This window comes from Bradyrhizobium acaciae (assembly GCF_020889785.1).
GTDB lineage: Bacteria > Pseudomonadota > Alphaproteobacteria > Rhizobiales > Xanthobacteraceae > Bradyrhizobium > Bradyrhizobium acaciae.
The window spans coordinates 14,797-27,176 of record NZ_JACMYK010000095.1; the positions used below are offsets into that span (position 1 = coordinate 14,797).

General features: G+C 64.3%; 11 protein-coding genes. All 11 read left to right on the top strand.

All coding sequences use genetic code 11. The features are described from left to right. Window positions 1–147 precede the first annotated feature (147 nt). A complete protein-coding gene (locus tag H8A92_RS28095; protein ID WP_229198759.1) occupies window positions 148–918 on the top strand; it encodes an STN domain-containing protein in 771 nt (256 codons plus the stop codon). Continuing rightward, window positions 915–1,643 (top strand): energy transducer TonB family protein, encoded by a 729-nt coding sequence (locus H8A92_RS28100; protein WP_229198760.1) that lies wholly within the window; start codon window positions 915–917, stop codon window positions 1,641–1,643. The genes H8A92_RS28095 and H8A92_RS28100 overlap by 4 nt, the downstream gene beginning before the upstream one ends. Window positions 1,644–1,748: 105 nt before the next feature. Further along, window positions 1,749–2,372 carry an RNA polymerase sigma factor gene (locus H8A92_RS28105; protein WP_229198761.1) on the top strand — a complete coding sequence of 208 codons (624 nt, stop codon included), beginning with the start codon at window positions 1,749–1,751 and terminating at the stop codon, window positions 2,370–2,372. A 448-nt stretch (window positions 2,373–2,820) separates the two neighbouring features. Further along, window positions 2,821–3,804 carry a FecR family protein gene (locus H8A92_RS28110; RefSeq protein WP_229198762.1) on the top strand — a complete coding sequence of 328 codons (984 nt, stop codon included), beginning with the start codon at window positions 2,821–2,823 and terminating at the stop codon, window positions 3,802–3,804. A gap of 382 nt (window positions 3,805–4,186) precedes the next feature. Beyond that, window positions 4,187–5,848 (top strand): ShlB/FhaC/HecB family hemolysin secretion/activation protein, encoded by a 1,662-nt coding sequence (locus H8A92_RS28115; RefSeq protein WP_229198763.1) that lies wholly within the window; start codon window positions 4,187–4,189, stop codon window positions 5,846–5,848. A gap of 29 nt (window positions 5,849–5,877) precedes the next feature. Beyond that, window positions 5,878–7,896, top strand: a complete 2,019-nt coding sequence (locus H8A92_RS28120; RefSeq protein ID WP_229198764.1) for a DUF2341 domain-containing protein — start codon at window positions 5,878–5,880, stop codon at window positions 7,894–7,896. A gap of 5 nt (window positions 7,897–7,901) precedes the next feature. Then, complete coding sequence (locus H8A92_RS28125) at window positions 7,902–8,306, top strand: ExbD/TolR family protein (RefSeq protein WP_092122695.1); 405 nt, start codon at window positions 7,902–7,904, stop codon at window positions 8,304–8,306. Window positions 8,307–8,326: 20 nt separating this feature from the next. After that, on the top strand, window positions 8,327–8,842 hold the full coding sequence (locus H8A92_RS28130; protein ID WP_229198765.1) for a hypothetical protein: 516 nt from the start codon (window positions 8,327–8,329) through the stop codon (window positions 8,840–8,842). Then, a complete protein-coding gene (locus H8A92_RS28135) occupies window positions 8,839–9,648 on the top strand; it encodes a TonB C-terminal domain-containing protein (protein WP_229198766.1) in 810 nt (269 codons plus the stop codon). The genes H8A92_RS28130 and H8A92_RS28135 overlap by 4 nt, the downstream gene beginning before the upstream one ends. 60 nt (window positions 9,649–9,708) lie before the next feature. Next, window positions 9,709–11,619 carry a putative porin gene (locus tag H8A92_RS28140; protein ID WP_229198767.1) on the top strand — a complete coding sequence of 637 codons (1,911 nt, stop codon included), beginning with the start codon at window positions 9,709–9,711 and terminating at the stop codon, window positions 11,617–11,619. Window positions 11,620–11,621: 2 nt separating this feature from the next. After that, complete coding sequence (locus H8A92_RS28145) at window positions 11,622–12,215, top strand: coiled-coil domain-containing protein (RefSeq protein WP_229198768.1); 594 nt, start codon at window positions 11,622–11,624, stop codon at window positions 12,213–12,215. Window positions 12,216–12,380 lie beyond the last annotated feature (165 nt).

Sequence of the window (12,380 nt, forward strand, 5' to 3'; positions counted from 1 at the left end):
TCCCAGCCACTCCGGTCGATTGACAGGCCAGTTAGACGGCCGTCACATTCCAGATATAAAGAACGCAGGTTCGCGGGCCGGAAGGCCAACCCGCACAGACATGCTGGCCGAATTTCACCAACGGTCACTTTGGGCCGAAGCAAGGTTATGACGGCAGTTGGATCATATGGCGCGGGCGGCGGCGCTGCTGTTGGCGTTGACGCTCCGGGAGCCTCCGCAGGGTCGCGGTATCTGTTCGGGATTTGCGCGGCGCTGTTGATCGGCGGCGTCTGCGCGGTTGCCGCGCAGCAGCGCGAGATCGTTGCCGCATCCACGCCGATCGAATTCAACATCCCCGCGCAGCAGCTTGCCGGCGCGCTGCAGGCTTATGGCGAACGCACCGGCGTTCAGGTGCTCTACGAAAGCAATTCGGCAACCGGCAGGAAGTCGGCGCCGGTCGAAGGAACCCTCACGCCTGAGGAGGCACTGAACCTGCTTCTGAAGGGAACCGATCTGAAGGTCCAGTACATTCGCCCGGACGCCATCACGCTGGCTTCGCGCAGCGCGCGCGCCGACCGGCCGCCGGCGAGCCCGCTTCTGACCGCGGATCTGTCGCTGGGCACGCTGCAGGTGCGCGCGAGCAATGACGGCAACGACACCGGCGCGCTGCGCGACTACAGCGAAAGCCTGCAGCTCGACATTCAAAAGGCGCTGCAGAAGAATATCGGGTCCCGCGGCGGCAGCTATCAGCTCGTCGTCGACCTGTGGATCGATCCCTCACGCACGATTCAGCGAACCCAGCTGTTGCGGTCGACCGGCGATCAGCACCGCGATGCGGCGGTGACGGCGGCGCTGCAAGGACTGACCGTGAGCCGAACGACGCCCACGAATGCGTCGCAGCCGGTGCGGATCGCGATCCGGGTGAAATCGTTTCAATGAGTGGCAACGACACCAGTGGACTTGATGGCGGGCGCGGCGTCAGCCCGATGAGCCTGCTGTTTCATCCCGAGGATCCCGGCGCCTGGACCTCGGGTGAGGTCCTGCGCCTGCTCCTGGTGCCGGCCATCGCGACGCTGCTGTTCGTCGGAGGCATCTATTGGATCCGGCTGCAGCCGCCGGCTGGACCGGCAAGCCGGGAGCAGAGCTCGATCGTGCAGGTTCGCCTGCTGCCGAGCCCGTCGCCCGCGCCCATTCCGGTTGCGCCGCTGTCGCAGCCGCAAGCCGCGACCCTCGCCAGCCGGACCGACGTGTCGCCGGAGAGCTCCGATCCGTCCCTAGACAATCTGACCGCTGCCCCGGCGCGAGAGCCGATGCCGGCAGAACCGGCGGTGCCGAGCCTGCGTTCGACATCATCGCCAGCCGATGCGCCGCCCAGCAGTGCCGCAGTGAAGTTTCAGCAGACGCTGCTTCGTCATGTTGCGCGCTATCAGCGCTACCCGAATGCGGGGCGGCTCGGCCGGCTGCACGGGGCGGTCGAGACGCTGTTTTCCATGCAACGGGACGGCACCCTGCTCGAGGTCTGGGTCAAGACCAGCTCCGGAGAGGCCGTGCTCGACAAGGCGGCCGTCGACGCGATCCGGCGCGCGCAGCCGCTGCCGTCGATTCCCTCGGCTCTGCCCGACCGGCTCAACATCCAGATCACGCTGGTGTTCGACCCGGCCTGATCCGGCGCGCCGCTTTCGCCGAGCGCCAGTTCACTCTTTGGATGTGACCCCGACGCATCAGCCTGCGTGTCGTCGGCGTCGACTTGTTACCGTCATAAATGTGTTGTGGGCAGCCGTTACGAGATTGGCCAGCTTCAAGAACAATTCAATCTGGATATCGGGCTGGTGTCTGGGAGGCCGCGGAACGTGGCTGAAATCAATCGAGTGCGGCTGCGGGGCCAGCTGGCAGATAACTATGACGGCCTCGTCAAGAAACTGACCCGCCGTCTGGGATCGTCGGACTTCGCTTACGAAGCCCTGCACGAGACGTTCCTGCGGCTGGAGCGGGTCACTGACGCCGTGCCGATCCGCAGCCCCGCCGACTATATTTTTCGCATCGCGATCAATATCGCGAGGGATCGTCAGAAGGCGCAGAATCTCCGCGTCAGCGCCACCGAGATCGATGCACTGCTCGACGTCAGTGACGATGGACCGAGCCCGGCGAGAATCGTCGAGGCGCGTTCCGATATCGACGCTTTCAAGCGGGCGTTGGCCGGATTGCCGGAGCGGCCGCGCGACGTACTTCATAGTATTACGATCGAGGGACGTTCGCCGCAGGATGTGGCGACCCGGCTCGGCGTCAGCGTGCGAACGGTGGAAAGCGATTTGAAGTTGGCCTTGAGCCATTGTGCCGATTGCCTCGACTATACTTTGATCCGACGTCTCGGCGGTCCTCGTCCCCGTTCGTGATCGAACTCGCCCGGCCGCGAGGTCGGCCGTCATGCGACGGGCTTCGAAATTCATTGCGGACGACAATTTCCAGCAGCTGCAAGCGCTTGACCTTGAATCAAGAGTAACAGACTGCACGAACTTCAACCTCTGTTCTGCGGGATAGCGGGCTTTCAGTCGTCTATCGAATAGACAGCGATCTCATAAGGATCGTTGGGCTGCCTGGGAAAGGTTCGCTGGAAGTGTTGAGCCGCTTGAAGACAGGTTCAGGTGCGATTGAACCGGCATGCGATCGCCGCGCCGCGATGTGGCGCAAGCCGCAATTGCTGGATGTTTCTGCTTGCGTTGTGCGCAACGGCCGATTGCGGTGCCCTGCTGCCGCCGGAATCGTCTATATAGCGACCTTCGCTATGTGCTCGACGCGATCGAGAGATTGAGGTTTGGCGGGCAGGGTGATGAGCAATCCGTCGTGACAGAGCCGACCCGCACATCCGGGCCCGATCCGTTGTTGGATGAGGCGCTTGACTGGGTTGTCCGGCTGAAAGCCGGGTCGCCGACGCGTGCCGATGTCGACGCGTTGCAGCGTTGGCGCGCGCAAAGCCCCGACCACGAAGAAGCGTTCAGGACGGCTGCAAGCCTGCTCCGCACCGCCAGCGTAGCGGCAAAGGAACTTGCCGAGGAAAAGGCTGCCGCGGCTTCCGTCGTAGCATTGCCGTCCCGGCCGTCTCGCGCTTTGACACGCCGCATCGTGCTCGGCGGCGCGATCGCCGCCGCGGCCGGCTACATGATGATCCGTCCGCCACTCGAGATGTGGCCGTCGATCGACGAACTCTCGGCCGATTACCGGACCGGAAAGGGCGAACAGCGCAAGGTGATGCTGGCGCCCGATATTTCGGTTGAATTGAACACCCAGACCAGCCTTGCGCTGCGGCCGACGCCGAACGAAACCCGGATCGAATTGATCTCGGGCGAGGCCTCCGTGGTCGCCCGAAGGTCGTCGCCGACGCCGCTGGTGATGCTGGCGCGCGACGGTCGCATCAGTGCGCTGCAGGCTGATTTCAACGCGCGGTGCATCGACGGCGTCGTTTCGGTGACGTGCCTCGACGGCATCGTCACCGTCGAACAGGACGGCCGCTCCGTGCAGCTTCGCAAGGCCGAACAGGTCACCTACTCGCGCGCCGGATTGCAGGCCTCGCTTCCGGTGGATGCCAGGCAGGTCGCTGCTTGGCAGACCGGATTGTTGATCTTCCGAGACCGGCCGCTGGCGAGTGTGGTGGACGAAGTGAACCGGTACCGCGCCGGAAAGATCATCATCACCAACGCGGAACTGAAGCTCCGGCTCGTCAACGGCACATTTCAAGTCGACAAGCTCGACAATTTCGTCGCCCAGGTCGAGCAACTGTTCGGCGCGCGGATCACATCGCTGCCAGGCGGCGTGGTGCTGATGAGCTGACCCGGAGCGTCTTCGCGAAGCGGATAATCAATTCGTGTGAAGAAAACGCGTCAAACAAAGATCCGGAGGCCTGGCTTCGTTCCGATTCAATCGGAACGAAAAAGGCTCCATTCGAACGAATCGGCGGCGCGTCGCTCGACTTCCTAACAAATCAAAAATTTATTCCGCGATGCCGCAGATTCTTTTGCGGGTTTGCACTCGTCCAGACGTCTTCTGAGTAAGGCGCCGTCATCGCGGTCTTCCTGTCGCGATGGCGCGCATCTGCGCGAAGTAAAGTGGGACGTCTGTGCGTAGTCGAAGAGATCATTGGTTAATTGGGCATCGTTCGCGACGCCGGATCGGGTTGCGTGTGTCGGCCGCAGCACTCTCCGTGGTTGGCTCCGTGGTAGCCATTGTGCCGGCGCGCGCGGCAAAGGAAGCGGCGAAAGATACTGCCGCTGCGGCCGCGGCGCCCGCGGCAGCCAAGCAGCCGGCCGAGGCGAATGCGCCGGCGCAGAAGCCGTCGGCGCCGCTGCAGCGCTTCGACATCGACGACTTCGCGGTGCAGGGCGCCGAGAAGTTGCCGCAGGTCGAGATCGAGGAGGCGATCTATCCCTTCCTCGGTCCGAACAAGACCTCGGAAGACGTCGAGAAGGCGCGCGCCGCGCTGGAGAAGGCGTACCACGACAAGGGCTTTCAGACCGTCAGCGTCGCAGTCCCGCAGCAGAACGTCACGGGCGGTGTGGTCACGCTCAAGGTGAGCGAGCTGAAGGTCGGGCGCCTTCGCGTCAAGAACTCACGCTATTTCGATCTCGATCGGATCAAGGACAGCGCGCCGTCGCTGAAGGAAGGCAGTGTCCCCAATTTCACCGATGTCACCAAGGACATCGTGTCGCTCAACCAGTGGCCCGATCGCCGTGTGACGCCGGCCCTGCGCGCCGGCGTGGCGCCCGGCACCGTCGACGTCGATCTCAACGTCGAGGACAAGGCGCCGCTCCACGCCAGCCTCGAGGTGAACAACCGGCAATCGCCGTCCACCACCGCGAGCCGCGTCTCCGCCACCGTGCACTACGACAATCTGTGGCAGCTCGGGCATTCGCTGAGCTTCACCTACCAGGTCGCACCGGAACGGCCGAGCGATGCCGAGGTGTTCTCCGGCTCCTATATGGCGCGGATCCCGAATGCCGACTGGCTCAACCTGCTGTTCTACAGCGTCAAGTCGAACAGCAACGTCGCGACCATCGGCGGCACCAACGTAGTTGGCCCCGGCATGATCATCGGCGAGCGCGCCGTGATCACGCTGCCGACCCGCGAGGGCCTGTTCCACACGCTGTCGGTCGGCGTGGACTACAAGCATTTCGACCAGACGGTGAAGCTCGGCACCGACGGCTTCTCGTCACCGGTCACTTATTATCCTGTTGTCGCGACCTATGGCGCGACGTTCCAGCAAGAGAAGTTCACGACGCAGTTCAATGCCGGCGTCACCTACAATATCCGGACGCTGAGCAGCCCGTGGGACCAGTTCGACGCGAAGCGTTTCAAGGCTTCGCCGAGCTTCACCCACCTCAACCTCGACGTCTCGCATACCCAGGAGCTGCCCGAAGGCTTCCAGCTCTACGGCAAGGTGCAGGGGCAGATTGCCGACGGGCCGCTGGTCTCGAGCGAGCAGTTCAGCCTCGGCGGTCTCGATACCGTCCGCGGCTACCTCGAATCCGAGGTGCTCGGCGACAACGGCGCAGTCGCCAACTTCGAGCTGCGCACCCCCAATGTCGGCGGCATGCTGCAAGGCGAACTCAAGAGCGAAACCGGCGACGGCAAGCCGCGCTTCGTCACCTTCAACGACTGGCGCTTCTTCACGTTCTTTGACGCCGGCTACGCGTCGATCCAGCAGCCGCTGGTCGATCAGCAGTCGTCATTCGTCGAGTGGAGCTACGGCGTCGGCACCCGGTTCAAGACGTTCGAATATTTCAACGGCATGGTCGCGCTATCCGTGCCTGGGGTTGCTCAACAATACACGCACGCAAACAGTCCGCGCGTGAACTTCCGAATTTGGGGTGAATTCTGATGGGGATGGGTCTTACTCTCGAGCGACGCATGCGCCGGCCGGCGCTGCGGCGAGGCATTGCGAACGCGGCGACGGCACTATTGTTCGGGCTCGTCGTCCTGGTGGGGTCGCTCGCACCGGCGAACGCGTGGTGGAACGACGAATGGTCGCTGCGCAAGAAGATCACGATCGATGCCAGCGCGTCCGGCGCCAACGTCACCGACCCGATCGGAACGACGTCGATGCTGGTCCGCCTGCATGTCGGTAATTTCCGCTTCAGCTCGGCAAAGGATGACGGCAGCGATCTGCGCTTCGTCGCCGGTGACGACAAGACTCCGCTGAAGCATCACATCGAGAAGTTCGATTCCCTGCTTGGCGAAGGCCTGGTCTGGGTCGCGGTGCCGAACCTCGCGCCGGGCGCGCGGACCGATATCTGGCTCTATTACGGCGACAAGAAAGCGCTCGCGACCAGTGACCCCAAGGGCACCTACGATCCGGATACCCTGACGGTCTATCACTTCAACGAGCGCGGCACGCCGGCGATCGATTCCTCGGTATGGGCCAACAACGCCCAGAGCGTCGGCCAGCCGGCGGACGGTTCGCTGATCGGGACCGGCTTGCGGCTCGACGGCCGCGCGCCGGTGACCGTGCCGGCCTCGCCGTCGCTCGCCTGGGCGGATGGCGCGGCGCTGACCTGGTCGGCCTGGATCAAGCCGGCTGCGCTGCAGCCAAATGCTGCGCTGTTCAGCCGGCGTGACGGCGCCAACGCGCTGGTGATCGGTGTCGACAACGGCAGTCCGTTTGTCGAAGTCACCAATGCGGGCTCCGTGCAGCGCTCGACCGCCGGCGCACCGGTGGCGGCCAGCAGCTGGCATCATGTCGCCGTCGTTGCGGCAAACGGCCAGGTCACGCTCTATCTCGACGGCGTATCCTACGCCGCGCTCAGCGCGAGCCTGCCGGCTCTCAATACTGTTGGCCTGATCGGAGGGGACTCGTCGACCTCCAGCGCTTCTCCGATCGCGCCTGCGACGGCCCCGTCCGCAGCAACACCATCAGTGCCCCCTGATGCGTCGCCTGCGGACGGTGGAGCCGCGCCCGGGGCGACGCCGGAACCAGCGGCAGCGGCAACGCCGGCACCGGCGCCTGTCGCCGCCATGGCCGGCTTCGTCGGCGACATCGACGAATTGCAGATCAGCAAGGTCGCGCGCTCCGCCGGACTGATCAAGGTGATGGCGATCGGGCAGGGTCCCGACCAGGCCAAGCTGATGGCATTCAGCGTCGACGAGGAGACCGCAAGCTGGCTGTCCGGCTACTTCGCGGTGATCCTGAAGTCGGTGACGCTCGACGGCTGGGTGGTGATCGGCATTCTCCTGATCATGGCTGCGATCAGCTGGGTGGTGATGTTCGACAGAGCCTCGTATCTCAGCAAGCAGGCCAAGGCGAACGCCCAGTTCATGAAGGGCTTCCGCGAGATCGCCGCCGATCTCACCATGCTGGATCGCGGCGATGCCGACGACATCTCGACGCTGGGCGGACGCCTCACCGAAGCCGACGCCAAGATGATGCGCTCGTCGTCGCTCTATCGCATCTATCACATCGGTGCTGCGGAAATCCGCCACCGCTTCGGGGGCAGCAATTCGCAGCGTGCGCCGGTGCTGTCGGCGGTCTCGATTGCGGCGATCCGCGCGGCGCTCGATAGCGGCGTCGTCAAGGAGATGCAGCGGCTCAATCGCTTGATGGTGGTGCTCACGATCGCGATCTCGGGCGGACCGTTCCTCGGCCTGCTCGGCACCGTGGTCGGCGTCATGATCACCTTTGCGGCGATCGCGGCGAGCGGCGACGTCAACGTCAATGCGATCGCGCCCGGCATCGCCGCGGCGCTGGTGGCAACCGTCGCCGGTCTCGGCGTCGCGATCCCGGCGCTGTTCGGCTACAACTACCTGATCTCGCGGATCAAGGACCTGACCAACGACATTCAGGTCTTCGTCGACGAGTTCGTGACAAAGATGGCGGAATTCTATTCCGCCGACCGGCCGGATCCGATCGAACACCGCATCGCCGCGGAGTAATTGCGATGCAGATCCAGGCCGATTCCAAACCCTATGACGACATCAACATCACGCCGATGTTGGACCTCGCCTACGTGTTGCTGGTGATCTTCATCATCATGACGACGGCGACCGTGCAGGGACAGAAGGTCAATCTCCCGAAGGCCTCGGCGGCGCCGAGCCTTGCGACCCAGACCACCAAGGCGATCACGGTCGCCAATGACGGCAAGATCTTCCTCGACACCATCCCGGTGACGTTGGCCGAGCTTGAGCAGCGGCTGATCCAGCAGAAGGCCCTGACGCCGGAATTTCCCGTGGTGCTGCGCGGCGATGCGCAGGCGCAGTACCAGAGCGTGATGGACGTATTCGATTTGCTCAGCCGCATCGGCCTGAGCCAGGTCGGGCTCGCCACCAAGCCGCTCGTGAAGTGAGCCAGCCGGGAAGCGACGCCATGTTCACGCAGCCAACACCCTTTCCACTTGCCGAGCGCCGGACGCTGCGGTCGTGGCTGAGCGACGTGATACGATCATTCGATTCCGGCTGCGACTCCGCAGGCCACGGCCGTGCGGTGCCGGAGGAGACGGTATCGAGTCCAGCCGGCTCCGGGCCGTCCGGTCCGGCGTTGCACGAACAAGCGGCCGGCGAGGTCCTGCCGTTTCCCATCCATGGCGAGGCTCTGCTGGTCAAGCTCGCCGACGTGCTCCGGCGCCACGTCGCGGGCCGGGAGCTCGCAGACAACCCGCTGCGGCTGACGATCTCGCGGAGCCCGTGGGCCCGGCTCTCGATCGATGCGGCAGCCGATGTGGATTATCTGAGCGAGATCGGGACGTTTCAGGCCGCGATCGAAGCCGGCCCCGATACCAAGGTCATCCTGAAGACCACGGATTTCGACGCACTCGCCAGCTTCGTCACGCAATACGTCAATGAGAGGCTGGCCGAGTGCGCCTCGACGGAGGCCGCGCCATGAACGCGCCGATGCGGGACCAGAGCGCGCAGGCCGCGCGTGCAACGCCGTCCGCTGAAGATCACGATGTTGCCGTTGCTCCCGAAACCGCGCCGGCACCTGCCCGCAAGTCGGCGGCCGGGAAGGGCGAGCGCAATGCGCTGCTGCGCTACGGCTCGGTGGTGGCGTTGGTCGCACTGTTCCTTGGCGGCATCGTCTATTTCTTTCTCGGCCACGACGACCTGCCGCCGCCGCGTCAGGTGCGCGATCTCACCATCGTCAATGTGACGCTGCCGCCGCCGCCTCCACCTCCGCCGCCACAGCCGCAGCCCGAGCAGAAGATGATCGAGCAGCCCAAGATGGCGGAGCCCGAGTTCAAGGAAGAGAAGCCGGTCGACAAGCCGAAGGACGAGCCCGCCAAGGACGCCAAGAACGACGAGCCGCCCGGCCCGCTGTCGCTTGATGCCAAGCCGACCGGCCCCGGCGATCTGTTCAATCTCGGCGGCAAGCCCGGCGGCAGCCCGTATGGCGGAGGCGGCGGCGGTGGCAGCCGCTGGGGCTGGTACACCACGATCATCACCTCGCAGGTCGAGGCGGCGATCCGCGCCAATCCGAAGACGCGCAACATGGCCACGCAGATCCAGGTGCGGCTGTGGGTCGATGGCTCCGGTCACGTCACCCGCGTGGTCCTGACGCCGTCCTCCGGCAATCCGGAGATCGACGCGGCGCTGCGCAACGAGGTGATCGGCAGCCTCACGCTGCGCGAACCACCACCCAAGGACATGCCGATGCCGGTGGTCACGCGCGTGACTGCGCGACGGCCGAGCTGACGATACCAACCGAACGACCAACCTTTGAACTGAAATGTGCGAGTGAGAACTGGGGGACTGATGTTTAAGAAACGAGCTCACGCAGAATGGCGCGCGTTGCCGCTTGCGGTGTCGCTGAGCGCGCTCGCCTGCGCAACGCCGGCCGTGGGCCAGACCGCGGATCAGGCCGCCGACCAGGCGCCCACCGCCGCGGCGAAACGAGTCGATGCCAAGACCGATATCAAGAAGCCGAAAGTGTCGAGCACCAAGCCGACATCGTCGAACGCCACCGTCAATCTCGTCAATCTGCTGGTGCAGCAGGGCGTGCTCAAGGAGGACCAGGCCCAGGCGCTGATCAAGCAGGCCGAGGACGAAGCCTATGTCTCCCGCCAGGCCGCCAAGGACGCCACGACCAAGGCCGACGATGCCACCAAGGCCGCAACCGCCGCCGCGGCGGCGGCGCAGCCGCCCGGCACCAGGCACGTCACCTACGTTCCCGAAGTCGTCAAAAGACAGTTACGGGAAGAAATTAAGCAGGAGGTGATGGCCAAGGCGCAGAAAGAGAACTGGGCGTCGCCCGGAACTTACCCGGAGTGGGCGCAACGCATCCGCTTCTACGGCGATGCGCGCGTGCGCTATCAGGGCAACTATTTTCCGACCGGCAACGACCAGGCCGGCGCCGCCAACTTCAACGCCATCAACACCGGCTCGCCCTATGACGTTTCGCTGGCCTCGAACCCCTATTTCGGGCCGACCTATGATGCCACGCAGGACCGCAACCAGTTCCGGTTCCGCGGCCGGCTCGGCATGGAAGCGGACCTGCTCTACGGGTTCACGGCCGGCCTGCGCATCGCGACCGGCGAAAACAACTCGCCGGTGTCGACCAACCAGACGTTTGGTGCCAGCGGGGGCAACTTCTCGAAATACTCGCTCTGGCTGGATCGTGGTTACATCAACTGGCAGGGTTGGAACGGCGATCTGAGCCTGTCCGCGGGCCGTTTCGACAACCCGTTCTGGTCGCCGACCGATCTCGTCTGGTACAAGGAGCTCGGCTTCGATGGCGTCGCCGTTCAGGCCAAGCACGAGGTATGGGAAGGCTTCACGCCGTTCGCGGTCGCCGGCGCATTCCCGATCTACAACACCGATTTCAACGCCGGAATCAATCTGGGAGACCCTGTCACCGGGGCGCCGACCAAATTCGCGAGCCACGACAAGTGGATGTTCGGAGGCCAGGTCGGCTTCAATGCCCGCTTCAGCCCGGAATATGCATTCCGCTTCGGCGTCGCCTATTACGACTTCGACAATGTGCAGGGCCAGCGCTCCGCTCCCTGCATCGTCGAGTCGTCAGTCGACGTCTGCAATACCGACATAACCCGGCCGTCCTTTGCGCAGAAGGGAAACACCTACTTCCCGCTGCGTAACATCATCGCCGATGCTCCCGGGATCGGAAACAACGGCGGCCAGAACTTTCAGTACCAGTATTTCGGACTGGTCAGCCAGTATCGCCCGGTGGTCGTCAGCGGACAGCTCGATCTCGGACATTTCCATCCGACCCACATCGTGCTCGACGGCGAGTACGTCAACAACACCGCGTTCAGCCGTTCTCTGATGAATGCGGCTGCGGCGACTTACGGCGTTCTGATGAACAACCGTGCGGCAAGCCAGGACGGCGGCAACACGCCTGGTCCGTTCAACGGCGGCAACCAGGGTTGGCTTGGCCGCGTCACCGTCGGCGACAGGGAGATCAAGCATCTCTGGGATTGGAACGTCCACGCCGGCTACAAGTACCTGGAGTCGGATGCCACCATCGATGCCTTCGCAGATTCCGACTTCGGTCTCGGCGGCACCAACCTCAAGGGCTATTTCGTCGGCGGCAATATCGGTCTCGGCGACAATGTCTGGGCGACCTTGCGCTGGATGAGCGCCAACAGCATCGCCGGCAACCCCTATGCCGTCGACGTCCTGCAAGTCGACCTCAACGCGAAGTTCTGACCATGCGCATCGCACTCTTTGTCTTGATGATGGTGATCGGAGCATTCGACTCCGGCACCGCATTCGCCCAGTCCGAGACCGATCGTCTGCGTGATGCCCTGCGCACCGCCACCGCGCAGACCCGCGCGCTGGAAGACCAGCGTACGGCGTTGCAGGCAAAAGTCGCCGACGCCGATCGCGAGAAGGCGGCGGCCAAGAAGGAGGTCGACGACCTCAAGGCGCAGTTGAAGAAAGCCGACAAGGACCATCGCGAGGCTGTCGACGAGTTCAATCAACGGCTCGCCGAGCGCGATGAGACGCTGGAGAAGTGGAAGTCCGCCTATGAGGAGGCGGCGACCGTTGCCCGCAGCAAGGACGCCGAGCGGGCCAAGTTCGAAGGTGAGGCCACCGCCTACAAGGCCAGCACCAAGAGCTGCCTCGCCAAGAACACCCTGCTGGTCAAGGCCGGCAAGGAGATGGTGCAGCGTTACAAGGACCTCACGATCGGCGAGATCGTGGTCTCGCGCGAGCCGATGATTCAACAGCGGCGGGTCGAGATCCAGAATCAGCTGCAGGAAAGCACCGACAAGTTCCTCGATCAGAAGGTGAACCCATGACGACCGCCACTATCGCAAAGCCGCTCCGGTCGATCGGCCTCGCCGCCGGCATGACCGTCGCCCTGGCGGCTTTCGTTGCGCCGCTCGAGGCGCAGGCGCAGGCACAGGCACAGGCACAGGCTCCCGCGCCGCGGACGGTGCAGGCTCCCGCCAGGAAGCCGCAGC

Excerpts from the sequence above, each read along its gene's own strand:
- H8A92_RS28130 (WP_229198765.1), top strand. The coding sequence starts at position 8,327 with ATGTTCACGCAGCCAACACCCTTTCCACTTGCCGAGCGCCGGACGCTG.
- H8A92_RS28120 (WP_229198764.1), top strand. The coding sequence starts at position 5,878 with ATGCGCCGGCCGGCGCTGCGGCGAGGCATTGCGAACGCGGCGACGGCA.
- H8A92_RS28095 (WP_229198759.1), top strand. The coding sequence starts at position 148 with ATGACGGCAGTTGGATCATATGGCGCGGGCGGCGGCGCTGCTGTTGGC.
- H8A92_RS28125 (WP_092122695.1), top strand. The coding sequence starts at position 7,902 with ATGCAGATCCAGGCCGATTCCAAACCCTATGACGACATCAACATCACG.
- H8A92_RS28140 (WP_229198767.1), top strand. The coding sequence starts at position 9,709 with ATGTTTAAGAAACGAGCTCACGCAGAATGGCGCGCGTTGCCGCTTGCG.
- H8A92_RS28145 (WP_229198768.1), top strand. The coding sequence starts at position 11,622 with ATGCGCATCGCACTCTTTGTCTTGATGATGGTGATCGGAGCATTCGAC.
- H8A92_RS28100 (WP_229198760.1), top strand. The coding sequence starts at position 915 with ATGAGTGGCAACGACACCAGTGGACTTGATGGCGGGCGCGGCGTCAGC.
- H8A92_RS28135 (WP_229198766.1), top strand. The coding sequence starts at position 8,839 with ATGAACGCGCCGATGCGGGACCAGAGCGCGCAGGCCGCGCGTGCAACG.